The organism is Streptomyces sp. NPDC050423, from assembly GCF_040655445.1.
Taxonomy (GTDB): domain Bacteria; phylum Actinomycetota; class Actinomycetes; order Streptomycetales; family Streptomycetaceae; genus Streptomyces.
The window spans coordinates 155,138-171,605 of the sequence record NZ_JBFAJY010000003.1; the positions used below are offsets into that span (position 1 = coordinate 155,138).

General features: G+C 71.5%; 16 protein-coding genes. 9 read left to right on the forward strand and 7 right to left on the reverse strand.

The annotated features are described in order from the left end of the window. Positions 1-3: 3 nt before the first annotated feature. A complete protein-coding gene (locus tag AB0I52_RS03670; RefSeq protein ID WP_363068538.1) occupies positions 4-213 on the forward strand; it encodes a DUF397 domain-containing protein in 210 nt (69 codons plus the stop codon). Between the two features lie 70 nt (positions 214-283). Here AB0I52_RS03670 and AB0I52_RS03675 read toward each other — a convergent pair whose 3' ends face one another. Beyond that, a complete protein-coding gene (locus tag AB0I52_RS03675; RefSeq protein WP_363068540.1) occupies positions 284-760 on the reverse strand; it encodes a hypothetical protein in 477 nt (158 codons plus the stop codon). 250 nt (positions 761-1,010) lie between these two features. On the opposite strand from AB0I52_RS03675, the gene AB0I52_RS03680 reads away from it, so the two are divergent. The 4 genes from AB0I52_RS03680 (at position 1,011) to AB0I52_RS03695 (ending at position 6,614) form a co-directional block, all read left to right on the forward strand. Beyond that, complete coding sequence (locus tag AB0I52_RS03680; protein WP_363068542.1) at positions 1,011-1,913, forward strand: aminoglycoside phosphotransferase family protein; 903 nt, start codon at positions 1,011-1,013, stop codon at positions 1,911-1,913. 290 nt (positions 1,914-2,203) lie between these two features. Further along, a complete protein-coding gene (locus tag AB0I52_RS03685) occupies positions 2,204-4,459 on the forward strand; it encodes a PQQ-binding-like beta-propeller repeat protein (protein WP_363068544.1) in 2,256 nt (751 codons plus the stop codon). A 282-nt stretch (positions 4,460-4,741) separates the two neighbouring features. Beyond that, positions 4,742-5,371 (forward strand): alpha-ketoglutarate-dependent dioxygenase AlkB, encoded by a 630-nt coding sequence (locus AB0I52_RS03690; RefSeq protein WP_363068546.1) that lies wholly within the window; start codon positions 4,742-4,744, stop codon positions 5,369-5,371. Between the two features lie 139 nt (positions 5,372-5,510). Then, positions 5,511-6,614: a LacI family DNA-binding transcriptional regulator gene (locus tag AB0I52_RS03695; protein WP_363068548.1), complete on the forward strand. Its 1,104-nt coding sequence runs from the start codon at positions 5,511-5,513 to the stop codon at positions 6,612-6,614. A gap of 118 nt (positions 6,615-6,732) precedes the next feature. On the opposite strand, the gene AB0I52_RS03700 is transcribed toward AB0I52_RS03695, so the two are convergent. From AB0I52_RS03700 to AB0I52_RS03715, 4 genes are all read right to left on the reverse strand, one after another. Continuing rightward, positions 6,733-8,892, reverse strand: coding sequence for a permease (locus AB0I52_RS03700; RefSeq protein WP_363068550.1), 2,160 nt, complete (start codon positions 8,890-8,892; stop codon positions 6,733-6,735). Further along, complete coding sequence (locus AB0I52_RS03705; RefSeq protein ID WP_363068552.1) at positions 8,892-9,575, reverse strand: ABC transporter ATP-binding protein; 684 nt, start codon at positions 9,573-9,575, stop codon at positions 8,892-8,894. Before AB0I52_RS03705 ends, AB0I52_RS03700 begins: the two co-directional genes overlap by 1 nt. Before the next feature lie 102 nt (positions 9,576-9,677). After that, positions 9,678-10,025: a hypothetical protein gene (locus tag AB0I52_RS03710; RefSeq protein ID WP_363068554.1), complete on the reverse strand. Its 348-nt coding sequence runs from the start codon at positions 10,023-10,025 to the stop codon at positions 9,678-9,680. Positions 10,026-10,399: 374 nt separating this feature from the next. Further along, entirely contained in the window at positions 10,400-11,422 is a 1,023-nt protein-coding gene (locus AB0I52_RS03715; protein ID WP_363068785.1) for a hypothetical protein, read from the reverse strand. A gap of 211 nt (positions 11,423-11,633) precedes the next feature. Between AB0I52_RS03715 and AB0I52_RS03720 the strand changes: the two genes are divergently transcribed. Both AB0I52_RS03720 and AB0I52_RS03725 read left to right on the forward strand, forming a co-directional pair. Further along, positions 11,634-11,954 carry a multidrug efflux SMR transporter gene (locus tag AB0I52_RS03720; protein ID WP_363068556.1) on the forward strand — a complete coding sequence of 107 codons (321 nt, stop codon included), beginning with the start codon at positions 11,634-11,636 and terminating at the stop codon, positions 11,952-11,954. After that, positions 11,954-12,484, forward strand: coding sequence for a TetR family transcriptional regulator (locus tag AB0I52_RS03725; protein ID WP_363068558.1), 531 nt, complete (start codon positions 11,954-11,956; stop codon positions 12,482-12,484). The genes AB0I52_RS03720 and AB0I52_RS03725 overlap by 1 nt, the downstream gene beginning before the upstream one ends. 66 nt (positions 12,485-12,550) lie before the next feature. Here AB0I52_RS03725 and AB0I52_RS03730 read toward each other — a convergent pair whose 3' ends face one another. Beyond that, the gene (locus tag AB0I52_RS03730) at positions 12,551-13,456 is read right to left on the reverse strand and encodes a winged helix-turn-helix transcriptional regulator (protein WP_363068560.1); all 906 of its coding nucleotides are present in this window, start codon (positions 13,454-13,456) and stop codon (positions 12,551-12,553) included. A 297-nt stretch (positions 13,457-13,753) separates the two neighbouring features. Here AB0I52_RS03730 and dapD point away from each other — a divergent pair, with 297 nt between their 5' ends. Further along, entirely contained in the window at positions 13,754-14,743 is a 990-nt protein-coding gene (gene dapD, locus AB0I52_RS03735; protein WP_363068562.1) for a 2,3,4,5-tetrahydropyridine-2,6-dicarboxylate N-succinyltransferase, read from the forward strand. Here the strand turns inward: dapD and dapA are convergent. After that, on the reverse strand, positions 14,740-15,633 hold the full coding sequence (gene dapA, locus AB0I52_RS03740) for a 4-hydroxy-tetrahydrodipicolinate synthase (RefSeq protein ID WP_363068564.1): 894 nt from the start codon (positions 15,631-15,633) through the stop codon (positions 14,740-14,742). The two genes, dapD and dapA, sit on opposite strands and share 4 nt — an antisense overlap. Before the next feature lie 136 nt (positions 15,634-15,769). Between dapA and AB0I52_RS03745 the strand changes: the two genes are divergently transcribed. Further along, the gene (locus AB0I52_RS03745; protein WP_363068566.1) at positions 15,770-16,444 is read left to right on the forward strand and encodes a DUF4232 domain-containing protein; all 675 of its coding nucleotides are present in this window, start codon (positions 15,770-15,772) and stop codon (positions 16,442-16,444) included. Positions 16,445-16,468: the final 24 nt, after the last annotated feature.

The window sequence follows — 16,468 nt, forward strand, 5'->3', positions numbered from 1 at the left end:
CCCGTGACGACCGAATCCCCCCGTTGGTTCAAGTCCTCGTACAGCGGCAACGGCGGCCAGTGCATTGAGGTTGCCACCAACCTCGTCACCCCGCATGGCGTGGTCTCCGTACGTGACTCCAAGAGCCTCGCCGGCCCGGTCCTGAACGTCGCGGCCGCTTCGTTCGAGTCCTTCGTGGCAGGCGCCAAGGCCGGAGAGTTCGGCGCCGTCTGACCGCTGTGTGGATGTTCCGTCTTGCGTGGGTCCAATGGTGGGCCGGAGGGCCCTCGCAGGCGGCATCCGCTCAGCCGGCAGTGAACTGCTGGCCGAGGAAGTCAGCGAACACGCGCTGCGGGTCGCCGGCGACATACGTGTTCTGCAGGAACTTCAACTTGTGCTCGCCGTCCCTGGTCCGGATGATCATCCGGCCGCGCCCAAGGAAGAGCTTCCGATACTCCGCCGAGACGATCTCGTCCCAGGGCACGAGGGTCTTGCGTGGCGATGCGAGCAGACCCTCGACCCCGTGGCGCAGCACCTTCTCGATGAACGGGCTGCCGTACACCGAGTTCGGTCCGGACGCCGCGACCGCGGCACCTCCGCCCAGAGCCACGCTTGCTCCCGCCGTGACCCCCCGAGCGACACCGACCGCACCAGCCTTGCCCGAGACGATCGCCTTGTGGATCACCACGCCCCGGCCCAGGACGACGACTATGCGTCCCATCCCCGCCGGCGCCCACGCAGCGAGCACGTCGTCGGCCTGCGGTTGGTCCATCGGCTCCATCGGGCTCCCCAAGTCCTGGCTGGCGCGGTGCCAGTGCGCGAGGCAGCGTAACAACCGTGTACATGGCCAGCGGTGACGACGGCAGCGCCGGCAACTGATCGATATCGGCGTGAGGCGCTCCGCCACGACTTCTGGTGGGTTGGCTCGTCTGCGTGCGGAGGGTGCTGGGGTTCACGAGGTCCCGGGGCCCGACGGAGAGGGGCCAGTTGCGGCGGCGGCTCGCCCCCCCACCTCGGTACTGTGGCTTCGCATGACCGACACCGAGATCGAGATCGAGATCACCGCAGACCTGGTCCGCGACCTGCTGCAGGAGCAACATCCAGACCTTGCCGGGCTGGCCATCCGCGAGGTGGCGGGCGGCTGGGGCAACCAGATGTGGCGCCTCGGGGACGAGTTGGCCGTGCGTATGCAGCGCATGGACCCCACTCCGGAGCTCCAGCTCAAGGAGCGGCGGTGGCTACCCGTGCTGGCCCCGCGCCTGCCGCTCCCGGTGCCGACCCCGGTGCGGTTCGGCGAACCGTCCGAGCGCTTCCCCAAGCACTGGACCGTGATGACGTGGGTCCCCGGCGAGCCGCTGGATCACGGCTCGATCAGCCGCGGCGCCCACGCGGCCGACACGTTGGCGGGTTTCCTCCGGGCGCTCCATGTGGAGGCGCCCGCCGAGGCGCCGGTGTCCACGGGCCGCGGTGCCCATCCCAGGAACTGCACGGACGACTTCGAGATCTTCTTCCAGGCCGTCGCCCTCGACGACATCGCTGTCGACGTCCGGGCCGTCTGGGACGACGCCGTCGCGGCCCACGCGTGGGAGGGCCCGCCGGTGTGGGTGCACGGCGACCTCCATCCCGCGAACGTCGTCGTCTCGGACGGAACGCTCTCGGGCATCGTCGACTTCGGTGACATGTTCGCCGGCGATCCGGCGTGGGACCTCGCCGCCGCATGGGTGCTGCTGCCCGCGGGCACGGCCTCACGGTTCTTCGACACGTACGCGCGTGCGGACGAGGCGGCGATCCGGCGTGCCCGCGGGCTGGCCGCTATGAAGAGCCTCTTCCTGATGCTCATGGGGCAGAACGGAGATCGGGGCCTTCCCGGCGGCAAGCCACACTGGGGACCTGTGGGCCGGGCGGCACTTGATCGTGTTCTGAAGGGCGTCTGACGCGCGCTCTTTGCTCGTTCTTGATCCTTCCGGACTCGAACGGCGCCTCGTATCGTCTGACGGGACACGTCCGCTCCGTGGACCTCGGCAAGGTGAGCCTGGACCTCGCCGGTGGTCAGGCTCGAGAGCCGGCTCCAGGAGCCGCTTGGCCGGCTGCTGGAGCGGTCGGCCCCTTACCGCTGACGGAGGCTCGGAGGGTGAGGGTTGTGGAGGTGTGGGCAAGCGTGGAAGGTGAGCGGGGTGCGGGAGTCAGCATGCAGCCCGCGGACACTTTCGGTGGGGGATGTGTGGTGGGTGATGCGTTGCTGGCCGGGCGATACCAGCTCAAGCAGTTGGTCGGGCGCGGTGGGATGGGCGAGGTGTGGGAGGCGTTCGACGAGCGTCTGGGGCGTACCGTCGCCGTCAAGGTCGTCTCGCTTCTGGCGGGCGGGGGGAGCGCGGCCGGTGAACTGCGGACGCGTTTCCTGCGGGAGGCGCGGATCACCGCGGCGCTTCAGCACCCGCGCATCGTGGCCGTGCACGATCTCGGTGAGGCGGTCACCGCGGAGGGCAGTGCGCCGTTCCTGGTGATGGAGTTCCTGCGGGGCCAGGGTCTTGAGACCGTCGTACGCCGTGGTCCGGTACCCGGCCAGGAGGTCGCACGGTGGGGTGCGCAGATCTGCGACGCGCTGGCCGAAGCGCATGCCGGCGGCGTTCTGCACCGCGACATCAAGCCGGCGAACGTGTTCATCACGGCGAACGGCGGGGTGAAGGTACTGGACTTCGGGATCGCGCGCGCCGCGGACTCGGCGGGGGCCGGAGACCTGCTGACCCGCACCGGAACGGTGCTGGGAACGGCCGCTTACATGGCGCCGGAGCAGGCCCGCGGCCGCCCCGAGGAGCGCAGCGACCTGTACGCGGTGGGGTGCCTGCTCTTCGAACTGCTCACCAGCAGGCTGCCGTTCAGCGCACCGGACGCGCTGGGTCATCTGACCGCGCACCTCAACGACACGCCGCCGGCCCCGAGCAGCGTCCTGCCCGGTCTGCCCGCCGTGTGGGACGAGCTCGTGCTGCGGCTGCTGGAGAAGGAACCCGGCCGGCGGTACGCATCGGCCGCTGAACTGGCCGCCGAGCTGCGTGGCCTGTACGGGAGCGCGGGGCCTGCGGTGCCTGCGCGCCGCACGCCGACGGTCGTGGACGCGGGCGGGGCGCCCGCCCAGCCGTCCCCGGATGCCACGACGGCATCGGTGCCCGAGCCGCCCCGCCCGCCCGGGCTCACCCGGCGCAGCGCACTGAGGTGGAGTGGGGGGGTCCTCGCGCTGGGCGCCGCCGGGACCGCGGCCGCCGTGTATCTCACCGAGGAACCCGACAAGGGCCCGGTCGCCTGGTCGCAGAACATCGGTGACGCGCAGAAACTCGACAGGAACCACCCGACGTCCGTCGTCAGCGGCGGCCGCTGGTACATCGCGAGCGGCGACGCCCCGGTCATGGTGCACGCCTTTGATGCCGCCCGGGGCGCCCGCTTGTGGAAGGCCACGCTGAGCGGACAGAACTGGAGCGTGGACGGCAGCCCGCAGTTCGCCGTGGTCGGGCACGCGGCCATCGTCAAGAGCAAGTTGAAGGAGGAGCAGAGCCCCCGGCTCGATGCCTTCGACACCGCCGCCGGCAGACCGCTGTGGCGCCACGCGCTCGACTCACAGAGCTGGGACGTGCACCGGTCCGGCGGACTGGTCATCGTGGCCGGCGACGGCAGTGTGGCCGGTCTCGACCCGCGTAGTGGAAAGGACCGGTGGAGGTTCCTCACGGACACGCAGGGAGGGGCGCTGTGCGTCGGAGACCTGGTGGTCAGCGGCGATACGGCGCTCTCGGCCCGGACCGGGAAGACCGCGTGGCGACAGTCAGGGTTCAGCGCGAACGGCCGCCTGGCTCATGCGCTCGGAAAGTTCCTCCTCTTCTACGAGGTTGGCAAGAAAGCTGCCACTGATCTCGTATGCCGCTCGGCGCACACCGGGGACGTGGTGTGGCGCACGCCGTTCAACGCCGCCGGGGAACGCGCCGGTTCGGCCGAGAGCAGTTGCCCGGCGGTCATCTCGGGCACCACCATCTTCCTGCCGCTGGCGGCAGGGGACCGCCGCAGGCCCACGGCCGTGGACGCGGCCACCGGAAAGGTGAAGTGGACCTACGACGGGCCCTACCGACGGGTCTCCGTCTACGGCGACGACGGCTCGGTCAAGCAGATCGAGGGTGTTCAGGGCGTACTGGGGGTCGAGGGCGGATTCGTGGTGCCCACCGGCGAGGGCACGGTGTGCCTGAACGCGGACGACGGCCGGCAGCGCTGGCGCAGCAGCGACGAGGGCGCCGAACTCGTCGGCAAGCACGTGCTGTTCACCACGCTCCGCAAGCGGCTGTTCACGCAGTGGCGACACACGCGGATCGTCGACGCCCGAGCCGGCCGTGAGGTCTGGACGGGCGACTTCGATACGGGCCTGGCCACCCTTCCGCAGTCCACCGACGGCCGGGTCCTCATCGCGGACATGAATGGAAAACTGTGGGCCCTGCGGATCTGAAGTCTGCACCCCTACGCGCTCTGATCAGCCCTTGAAGGAACGCCCTCCCGAACCCGATCCTCAGGCCATGAGCATTGCTTGAGGAAACGGTGGTGGCCTCTGCCGAGAGCCGGGCCTGAGCCGGTGCGTTACGCGCCGGTGGTTGCACCTGTCTTCTCTGCGCTGCCGTCGACCTGCCGGGGAACGTACTTCAGCATCACCGTCGGTCTGCGCTTCGACGAGGCCTGACCAGCCAGGACCATTCAATAGCTCATATGTTCGATTAAGGCGTACGCTGGACACATGGCAACGCACCAGCTCCAGGGATCGCTCTTCGACCAGAGCGACGACGTGCGCCTGGGCCCGCTGGGCGGGATCCAGCGGACGGTCCTCGGTGACGGGGCCTGGATCGACCTGCTGCCGGGCTGGCTCAGCGGCGCCGGAGTCCTGTTCGAACGGCTGGCCGCGGACGTCCCGTGGAAGGCGGAACGGCGGCAGATGTATGAGCGGGTCGTGGACGTGCCCCGGCTGCTCGCCTTCTACCGGGCCGGCGAACCGCTGCCGCACCCCGTTCTCGACGAGGCGCGCCGGGCCCTGTCCGCGCACTACCGCGCCGAACTCGGCGAGGAGTTCGCGACGGCCGGCCTGTGTCACTACCGCGACGGGCGCGACAGTGTGGCCTGGCACGGCGACCGCATCGGCCGGGGCGCCCGCGAGGACACGATGGTGGCCATCCTCTCCGTCGGCACGCCCCGTGACCTGCTGCTCCGCCCGCGTCAGGGTGGCGAGACCGTCCGCCGCCCGCTGGGGCACGGCGACCTGATCGTGATGGGCGGCTCGTGCCAGCGGACCTGGGAGCACGCCATCCCCAAGTCGGCCCGGTCCACCGGAGGCCGCATCAGCGTCCAGTTCCGGCCGCGCGGGGTGCAGTAACCCGTCGTCGGCCCCCGCCCCTCCGTCGCGGAAGGGCCGAAAGAAGTCTTGCGCGGACCCTTGACCGCTGTGACGCCGAGGTCAACAGTACTCGTTAATGCGTATTAGTAATACGCATTGACGAGTACGGAGGAACACCGTGGAAGAACCCCCGCAGCGGGCCCGGCCGGGCCGGACCCCCGCGCCCGGGGGCCGTACGTCCCGGCCCCGGCAGACCGAGGTCGCGCGTCTCGCCGGGGTCTCCCAGGCCACGGTCTCGCTGGTCCTCGGGGCGCGGAATCAGGGCGCCACGATCTCGGAGGAGACCCGGCGCAAGGTGCTCGACGCGGTGCGCACGCTCGGCTACGTCCCCGATCCGGCGGCCAGCAGGCTGGCCGCCGCGCGCAACAACCTGCTCGGGGTCTTCAGCTTCACGCCCACGTTCCCGACCGACGTGCAGCACTCGTACTACCCGTTCCTCGTCGGCGTCGAGCAGGAGGCCGCGGCCCGCGGTTACGACCTGGTGCTCTTCACCGGTTCCAGTACGGGCGGCGCCGGAGCCGCCGGGCCCCACGCGCTCAACCGGGTGCGGCTCGCCGACGGCTGCCTCTTCCTCGGGCGCCACGCGCCCGCCGACGAGCTGCTGCGCCTGGTGGGCGACGGCTTCCCCGTGGTCCACCTGGGCCGCAGGGACGAGCTGGAGGGGCTGGCGTGGGTCGGCGCCGACTACATCAGCGCCGGCCGGGAGGTCGTCGCGCACCTCGCCTCCCTCGGGCACCGACGCATTGTGCTCGTACGCGAGAACGACGACGCCCCCGCCTCCATCGACCGCGAGCACGGCTTCCTCAAGGGCCTGGAGGAGGCGGGACTGCCCGGCGGCCCCGGGGCCGTCTTCCGTTCGGCCGACCCGGAGCGCGATCTCACCGCGGAACGGCTGCGCGGCTGGCTGGACGACGGGGTGACCGCGTTCGTCGCGGAGGAGACCGACACCGGCGACGCCTGGCGGGCACTGCACGGCGCCGCGCACTTCGTCGGGATCGACTGCCCGCGCGACGCCTCGCTCGCGGTGCTCGGCAGCCCTCCGCCGGATCTCGCGGACGGGCCGGCCATCACCGGATTCGACATCCCCCGGCCGCGGTTGGGCGCGGCCGCCGTGCGCATGCTCGCCGCGCTGGTGGCGGGGGAGGAGGCGACGGAACCCCTCGTGGCCTGTACCTTCCGCCCCGGCTCGACGGCGGGGCCGCCGCCCCCTGAACACCTCTGACCCCGCCCGCACGTCACCCGTACACCCGCCGCGACCACCTCGGCGTCTTCTACGACTCGGGCACCGCCGCACCCGAGAACGGCTGCACCCCGCCCCGCCGTCGGCCCGTGACACCTCTTCAGTCGGCTGCCGGCCGCCATCGCTCGGCCTCGCGTGCTGCCGCGCGTGCCCCGAGGAATCCGACGGTCAGGGAGACAGCGGCACATGCGGCGATGCCGAGTGTCAGGACGGTCCAGGACACGGAGCCCTCCTTCACCAGGGCGATGAAGAACACCGAGTGCCATGCGGTCACCGCCCCTGTGACGACGGTCGAGATGAGCAGGGGCACCGTGAGATGCCACGAGGCGACGGACCGGAACACGCGGCGTCGGCCGGTCAGGACGGACAGCGGGGCGAGCGCGTGGCGGATCCGGACGAACTCGGCCGCCGCACTCACCGCACCGGCCATGAGGATGAAGAGGATGCCGGTGATGCCGAACAGCTGAATCCAGTTCGGCAGGTGGGAACGCGAGGACCCCAGCCAGTTCCCGCCGAGTGCCTCCACCTGTACCGAAGGATTGGGGAGCGTGAACGCGGCCTGTTTCACCGCGGCGAGCTGCCCGGGGGCGGGGGCCACGACGAGGAGGGACTGCGTGCCGTCCGCCTTCACACCGGCCGGGGCCGCCGGGACGAACTTGAAGCCACCCCACCAGCGGCGCATTTCCTCCACCTGAGCGTTTCCGCCGGTCGGCGCTGTCGTGCTGCCGTGGCACTCCACCCGCAGTACACGCAGGTCGCGGCAGGTTCCTGTGACCGTGACCCACGGTTCTCTCGGCGGCCCGGGATCATGGAACGTACGGCTCAGCAGGACCGCGCCCACCGGCAGAGCTGAACGGAAGCGGCCGGTCTGTGCTGCGGTCATACTGCTGGGGGTCACCTCGATCACGGTGTCCTTGATCCGCTGATGGGTGGCGAGGGCCGCTTGCGAGTGAACGCCCAGCCTGCTGGTCCACACCTGCATCTGGGCGACGATACCGATGCCGATCACCATCGCCAGCGCGAGACGGACGATGACGCCCGGGTGCGCGTGTGTCCATCGCCCGCCGATCAGACGGCCCGCATGGCCCTTCCGCCTCCCGCTCCCGGCGAGCCAGGACCCCAGACGGCGGGTGAGGAGGGCCACCACGGAGGACAGGAAGGCCCACATCACGACGGTCCCGGAGGTGAAGACGAAGAGTTGCGCCTTGCGAGGCGTGTACTGGCTCGTCAGAACCAGCGCGACCCCCACACCGCAGAGAGCCGGACGCCATGCGGGAACCCGGGAGCTGAAGGACGCGGGGCGGGTGGACGTGCCGTCCCGGTGGATGCGGTGCGTGCCCACCACGATGGCGAGCACGACCAGCAGCGACACCGCGGCCGAAGCGGCGGCCAGGGGCCAGGCGTCCCGCACATCATGGTGATCGAGGATGTAACCCGTGGGCGCGAGGCGTGTGCTGTGCACGGACGCGACGGCATACGGGACGAGCGCGGTGAGTGTTCCCAGCGCGGCCGGGGTCGCCGCTTCACCGGTGTTGACGATCATGCGGTGCCGCCATGTGCCGCCCAGCGCCTGCAGCAGACCGCCGCGTCGGTCACGGGTGCGGGAGCCGACCCGTGCGGCGACGACGGTCAGAGCGAGGGCGGGCAGTCCGGCCAGGGCCCACAGCGCGAGGAGAGGAGAGCTCACCGCCGGCTGATCGACCATCTCCCCCGTCGCTCCGCCGTTGCTGCCGAAGGCGGACACCGGCAGCCACCGGCGATCGTTCCTGGGCGCACCGTCCCCCACCCGGACGTAGGCGATCCGTTCGGATGGCGTGACCAGGCCGTCCGTGGTGATGGTGCCGGCGAACTTCCCGTAGCGGGTCAGGATTCCTTCCCCCCTGCCGGTCCTGACGAGTTCGGGAGAGAGCAGGACTTCGCCCGGCTTCGGCCAGCGGGTCACACCGGCGGGAACGGGAGCCCCGGCGGTGAGTGGCCGGACGAATACGAGGGAGACGGGTCTGCCGCCGACGGAGTCGCCCCCCTGCCGGTACAACAGGGCGGCATCCCTGCCCAGGTCGACCACCGGCCCCCGGGCGTCCGCCCTGGTCTCCCGGCCGTCGTACGTCGCGAGCGTGGCCACGGTCGCCAGGACGACGAAGGCGACGGCGGCCGCCGCGCCGAACAGGCCCCACCATCGCAAGCGGTCGCCCGGCGTGGACCGGCCGGCGGCGAGACCGATCCTGAGCAGTTTGGACGCGGTGCGGAACCCGTTCCCCATCACAGGGCCCTGGCTCCGGCCAGGATCCCGCCGCGCAGTTCGTGGCGCCGGTCGGCGCGGTCGGCCACCGAGCGGTCGTGGGTGACGACCAGCAGGGCGCAGCCACGGTCCCGGGCGGCCGTGAACAGGAGGGTGGCGACGGCCTCCTTGGCGTCCGGGTCGAGGGCGCCGGTGGGTTCGTCGGCGAGCAGCACGGCGGGTTCCGTGATCAGGGCGCGGGCGACGGCGGCCCGCTGGCGCTCACCGCCGGAGAGCATACCGGTCGGAGTGGAGCCGACGGGGACACCGAGCGCACCGAGGAGTTCCTCCGCGCGCCGGTACGCGTCCTGATGCCGTCCTCCGTCGAGCAGGACCGGCAGGGCGACATTCTCCACCGGGCTCAATTCGGGGAGGAGCTCGCCGAACTGGAACACCATGCTCAACGTCTCCCGACGTGCTCGGGCGAGCCGCGCGGATCCGAGACCGGTGATGTCCCTGCCCCCGGCGGTGACCGTGCCCGACTGCGGCTTGATCAGGCCGAGTACGCACATGAGCAGGGTCGACTTGCCTGATCCACTGGGGCCGGTCACGGCGACCGACTCGCCCCGGGACACGGACAGTTCCACGCCGTCGAGGAGAGTCCGCCCTCCGACCTGGTAGCACAGGTTGCTGATGTGGAGCCCGGACGAGTCCCTCTGGTACACCGAACGTGCCTCTTGTCTCAGGAATGCTCTTGTCTCAGGAACGGGGGTGCCGCACCGGCCCTGGTCGGTCCGGTTCGGCAGGAACAGCGTTGAGAATTCCGGTTACGGGAATTTCCAGCCCGAGCAGTCGTCCGGCGCACCGTAGTTCTCGTCACAGACCTTGAACTCGTAGATGCTCGACCCGTCGGCCGAGTACGAGGTGGTTCCGGGGCCACTGTGGTTCCACAGCGTGTGCTTCGATCCCACGTTGTTGATCCGGTAGTACTCCGCCTTCACCGGGTCCCCGTCACTGCTGTTGTCCTTGACGGCCACCATCCCGCCGTCGGCCTTGGCCGGAGACCAACCGTGCGCACCCCCGGCGTAGGCGTCCACTGCTGCCGCCGCCGTGGCCGTGGGCACGGCGATGGCAAGGGTGAACAGCGCAGCCGCAACGATCTTCGTGCGTGTCATTGGTGCGTACTCCTTCGGCCGACGAGGTCCAGAACACGGAAGGGAGCCTCGGCCGCAGGGCATGCGGCTGCCGCTGATACGTCGTGCTCCTCAGATGTCTCTGAGCCAAAGCCCCCGCGACGGCTGATTAATCGCACAATCGAGCTATAGATAACAAGAGATGGCTTACCCTCACGCATCCGTCGCGGTGGTGCACTTCTCGTTGCAACATGCGCAACGCCGCTGTACGCGGGTTGGGTTATCCGGGGCAAGCCGGCAAAAGACGACCAGGATCGGCAATTCGGCCCGGACGTGATCGACCAGAAATCGCCCTCGGAATTCAGGCCTCCGCACCCACCGGCACGACGGGCCCGGCCGCGCCGGCGAAGGCGGACTCAGCCCGTGTACTGCGGCGGTACCGCGGCGGCCTCGGCGAGGACCGGGCCCAGGTTCTCGGTGCGGATGCGCCGGTCCACGTACAGCAGTCCGGTCACCAGCGGCGGGAAGGTGGCCACGATCAGCTGGCTGACCAGCTGTCCGATCATCATGGCGATCAGATAGCCGCTCATCGCGACGACGACCGAGGCCGGGTTCGGGTCGTCGCTCAGGTTCGCCGAGCCGAGCATCCCCGAGAACATGCCGACGAACGTGAACGGCAGCTGGATCAGATAGCTCGCGACCCCCGCGATGGCGCCCGCCAGCAGGCTGATCCCGAAGATCCGCCACCAGTCGCCGCGCACCAGCACGGACGAGCGGCGCAGTGCCGCGACGGGGCCCTGGTTCTCGAAGACCACGGCCGAGGGCGCCAGGCTGAACTTCACCCAGAGCCAGACCGCCAGCGGCGCGGTGGCCAGGGCGCCGAGCATGCCGACGACGACCAGCGTGACCGAGGCGCCGTCGCCGCCGCCCGTGCTCGCCAGGCCGATGATGAGGGCGACGACGCCGGCCCAGGCCAGCATGAGTGGGATCATCGCGATCACCCAGGTCAGGAACACCGTTCCGATCACCGCGGGCACCCGTGCCCAGGCCCGTTGCCAGACGGCGGAGAAGGTGGTGGGCCGGCCCAGGACCGCTTCCTGGAGGACCGCGGGTACGGCCGCGTACATCAGGGCCGTGGAGAGCACGGCCGTGATCAGGCACACCAGCGCGACCGCGCAGAGGGCGATCACCACCGGTGCCCAGTCCTCGGTCCTGGGGTCCTCGTCGTAGCTGAGCGAGAACATCCGGTGCAGATGGTCCGAGGTCGCGGAGTAGGCGATGGCGATCGCTGCCACGACCACGGCCAACGCCCCGCCGTACACGGCCGCGCCGACGCCGAACAACTGCTTGCCGTGACGGCCGACCGTGGAGAACGCGCCGTTGAATATGTCCCCGAGCCTCAGCGGCCCCAGGGGTATCACCCCGGGCTTGGGCGGCATCCAGCCGCCGCCCCAGCCGCCCCAACCGGGCGGCCCTCCGGGAGGTCCCCCGTACGGCGCGCCCTCGTACGGCCCGCCGCCCCACCCTGCGTCCTGCGCCACTGCTGCTCCGCCTGTCAGTCGGTCATGTACATGGACGGACCACCGTATCGCCCCCGGTGCCCGGCCGACCCCGGGCATTCTGCGCGGGCCGATGCGTACACTCGTACACATGGGATATGGACTGCTGGCCGCGGCCATCGCGGCGGAGGTGGCCGGGACGACCGCCATGAAGTACAGCGAGGGTTTCACCCGGCTCTGGCCCTCACTGATCACCGTCCTCGGCTACCTGCTCGCCTTCTCGCTGCTCGCCCAGACCCTCAAGACCATGTCGATGGGCACCGCCTACGCGATCTGGGCCGGCATCGGCACCGCCGCCGTCGCCGTCATCGGGACGCTGTTCATGGGGGAGTCCGGCAGCCTGGTCAAGGTCGCGGGCATCGCGCTGGTCATCGCCGGTGTCGTGGTGCTCAACCTGGGCGGTGCGCACTGATGGCACGGCGGTACGACCCCGAGCGGCGCGCCCGGATCATCGACGCGGCGATCCGGGTGGTCGGCGCCAAGGGCATCGCCGGGCTCAGCCACCGCTCCGTCGCGGCCGAGGCCGATGTGCCGCTCGGCTCGACGACGTACCACTTCGCCTCGCTGGACGAGCTGTTGACCGCCGCGCTCCGCCGGTCGAACGAGAACTTCGCCGGACTCATGCGGGAGAGCCGGGCCCTCGCCGACCCGGCCGCCGACCTCGCGGCCGAACTCGCCCGGCTGCTCGGGGAGTTCTTCGGCGGCGGCCGGGCGGAGCTGGAGTACGAGCTCTACCTCGCCGCCCTGCGCAGGCCCGCGCTGCGGCCGGTCGCCGCCGAGTGGACCGACGACACGGCCGCACTCCTGGCGGCACGCACCGATCCGGCCGCCGCGCGGGCCCTGGTCGCACTGATGGACGGGATCTGTCTCCAGGTACTGCTCACCGGCGGGGTCTACGACGAGGCGTACGCACGGGAGATGCTGGGGCGGATCGCCGGCTGAGCACGCCCGCCCCCGGCCGCACGGGGGATCCGGCCGCCGAGCCCGTTGAGCGTTCCCCTCACTGCTTCAGTCGGCCGCCCCGTCCGCACCCTCTCCCGCCCCGGCCCGGACCGCAGCCAGCGCCGCCCGCACGCTCTGTTCGATGTCGGTGATCGGGTACAGCGCCTCGCGGACCGTGCGGTCCCGGTCCACCACCAGGGTCAGCCGCTTCAGGCGGCTGATCCCGGCGGCCCGGAACGTCGGCAGCCGCAGCGCCGCCGTCAGCTCCAGTCCGGCGTCCGAAAGGAGCGGGAAGCGCAGCCGCTCCGCCTCCGCGAACGCCTGCTGCTCGTCCGGGCGCTGGGTGGAGACGCCGTGCACCGTCGCGCCCGCCGCCGTGAACTCGGCCAGCCGGTCGCGGTAGGTGCACGATTCGAGGGTGCAGCCCCGCGCGCCGGGAATCGCGGCCCAGTCCGGCGGATAGGACTCCGCGCGGGCGTAGGCCCCGGGGAAGAAGTACAGGACGGTGTACGGGGTGGCCGCGGCGACGGGGTCGTGCTCGCCGCCGGTGTGGCACGGCAGGCTCAGCTCCGGCACCCGGGTGCCCACCAGCGCGTGCACCCGCGCGGCCTCCTGCGAGGACTCCTGTGCGGTCGCCATGGTCGCTCCGTCTCCCGTCACCCAGGCGTCGCCCCAGTCCTGGAGCGCGATCAGTACCGGCAGCAGGGCGCGGCCGCGCGGGGTCAGCCGGTACTCGTACCGGGCGGGCCGCTCCTGGTACGGCTCCCGGGACAGCACATCCGCCTCGACCAGCAGCCGCAGCCGCTCGGTCAGGACCTTGCGGGACATGCCCAGTTCATGCTGGAGGGCGTCGAAACGGTGCACCCCGCGCGCCGTGTCCCGCACGATCAGCAGGGTCCACCAGTCGCCGACCACGTCGAGCGCCTGAGCGATCGCGCAGTCGGCGTCGGCCAGGCTGGTGCGCTGGGGCATGGGGTTCCTCCGTCACGTCGGACGGTCATTCAACCGGACTGACCTGCGAAAGCATGCTGCCACAGTCCGTTCCCAAAGGGAACTCGTGGGGTCGGGGAGGGGAACGGACCGTGCTGGGCCCGGATTTCCGGGAGATGCTCCGCGCGGTGCGCGACGACCTGGAACGTCCTCACCGGTGGTGGCACGTCCATCGGCCCGGTCGACAGGACAGCGCTCGTGGCAGCCGTCCCGCGGCCACGACGCCCGGAGGCCGAGACCGGTTCGCCGGGGCGGCCTCCGGCCGGTTAGGTTCGGGTCATGACCGACACGACTTCCACCCGTACCACCGGCGCCGTCGCCGCCGGCCTCGCCACCATCGCCGGCGACGGTTCCGTTCTCGACACCTGGTTCCCCGCGCCCGAGCTCACCGCCGAGCCCGGCCCGGCCGGAACCGAGCGGCTCACCCCCGACCGTGCCGTCGGCCTGCTCGGCGAGGGCGCCGCCAAGGCCATCGGCGTGGACGCCCGCCGCGGGGTCGAGGTGGTCGCCGTGCGCACGGTCATCGGCTCGCTCGACGACAAGCCGCTCGACGCCCACGACGCGTACCTGCGGCTGCACCTGCTCTCGCACCGCCTCGTCCAGCCGCACGGGCAGAACCTGGACGGCCTCTTCGGTCTCCTCACCAACGTGGCCTGGACCTCGCTCGGACCGGTCGCCGTCGACGACCTGGAGAAGGTGCGGCTGAACGCCCGCGCCGAGGGCCTGCACCTCCAGGTGACCTCGGTCGACAAGTTCCCGCGCATGACGGACTACGTCGCGCCGAAGGGCGTCCGGATCGCCGACGCCGACCGGGTACGGCTCGGCGCGCACCTCGCCTCCGGCACCACCGTGATGCACGAGGGCTTCGTCAACTTCAACGCCGGCACACTCGGCACCTCCATGGTCGAGGGCCGCATCTCCGCGGGCGTCGTCGTCGGCAACGGCTCCGACATCGGCGGCGGCGCCTCCACGATGGGCACCCTCTCCGGCGGCGGCAAGGAGCGCATCGTGATCGGCGAGCGCTGCCTGGTCGGCGCGGAGGCCGGTGTCGGGATCGCGCTGGGCGACGAGTGCGTCGTCGAGGCCGGTCTGTACGTCACCGCCGGTACCCGGGTCACCCTGCCGGACGGCCAGGTCGTCAAGGCGCGCGAGCTCTCCGGCGCCTCGAACATCCTCTTCCGCCGCAACTCGGTGACCGGCACGGTCGAGGCCCGCCCGAACAACGCGGTCTGGGACGGCCTCAACGACGTCCTGCACAGCAACGGTTAAGAGGGTCCGAGCAGTTCCTCGTACGCCCCTCGCAGCCCGTCGGCCGCCCCGCGCCCGGCGGGCTGCAGCGGTTCCCGGACCGGGCCCGCGTCCAGCAGCGCCTTCGCCGTCACCGCGCCGGGCAGCCCGGACGCCATCATCAGCTCGACGAGCGGCGCCAGGAGCCCGTTCAGCCGCGCCGCCCCGGCGGTGTCCCCGGCGTCGAACGCGTCCAGCACGGCCCGCAGCCGGCCGGGTGCCACGTTGGCGACGGTGCTGACGTAGCCCGCGCCGCCCACCGCGTACAGCGGCAGGTTCAGCTCCTCGCAGCCCGAGTAGTACGCGAGCGAGGTGGCGGCGATCACCTTCGTCGCGCCCAGCAGGTCCTGCGAGCAGTCCTTCACCGCCACGACGCGCGGGTGCTCCGACAGTCGCAGCACCGTCTCCGGTTCGATGCGGGTGCCGGTGCGGCCGGGGATGTCGTACAGCATCAGCGGGAGGCCGGTGGACTCGGCGACCCGCAGGAAGTGCGCCTCGACGGCGGCCTGCGGCGGCCGGCTGTAGTACGGCGTCACCACCAGCAGGCCGTCGGCGCCCGCCCGTTCCGCCTGCCGGGCCAGCTCCACGGTGTGCCGGGTGTCCGCGCTGCCGACGCCCGCGACCACCGGCACCCGCGCGCCGACCGCCTCACGCACCGCGCGCAGCAGCGCGGTCTTCTCGGCGTCGGACGTGGTCGGGGACTCGCCGGTGGTGCCGCTGAGCACCAGACCGTCGCAGCCGGCCGCGACCAGTGCCGCGGCGTGCCCGGCGGCCGCGTCCGGATCGAGGGCGCCCTCGGCGGTGAACGGGGTGATCATGGCGCAGAGGGCGCGGCCGAAGGGGCGCGGGCGGGATGCTGCGGGAGGCGTCATGTCCGAAGTGTCCCCGCACCGGACCGTGAAGGTCTACTTAGTTCTGCTTGGTCCGAAGCTGAAGGAGTGCTCAACAATTCGGTGCTCTGGCATGATCGGCCGCACATCGGGGCGGGCTGACGTGGGGGGCGGACGCATGGGCGTGCGGGCACTGTGGGGGACGGGGATACGGAGAGCGGTCCCGGCGGCGCTGACCGTGGCCGGAACGCTCACCCTGTCCGGGTGCGCGGGATTCCTCGTGCCGGCGGGGGAGGGGGAGGCGGGCCCGAGCCCGTCGCCCACCGCGTCCGCGGGGGTGCACGTGAGCCCGCCGTCCCCGCTGGACATCGCCTCCGCGCCCGCCGGGCGTCCCCAGGCACCCGTCCGCCCGACCCCGGCGCCCTCCGCCACCGGCTGCCCGGACTCGGGCCTCGTAGTGGACATGGGCCCCGTGGAGGCGGCCCTCGGCCACCGCGCCGTCGGGCTCACCCTGACCAACTGCGGCGGCAAGCCCGTCCGGGTCGACGGCTACCCCTCGGTCCAGGCCATCGACGAGAACGGTGACGCGCTGCCGGTGAAGGTGAACCCGGGCTCGTCGTACTTCGGCAACGACAAGGGCCCCGAAGAGGTCATGCTGGCCCCCGGCAGGACCATGCGGTCGCTCCTCGTCTGGGTCTCCACCCCGACCGGCGGCGACCTGATCGAGGGCGACGCGCTGGAGATCGCCCCGGCGCCCGGCCTGGAGGCGCGCACCTTCCCGCTGGAGGGCAGCGACGTACGGCTGCTCGACGAGTTCAACATGACGGGCTGGCGGACCTCGCCGACCGAGTGACGCGGCGGGGCACGGGCGCTCGCA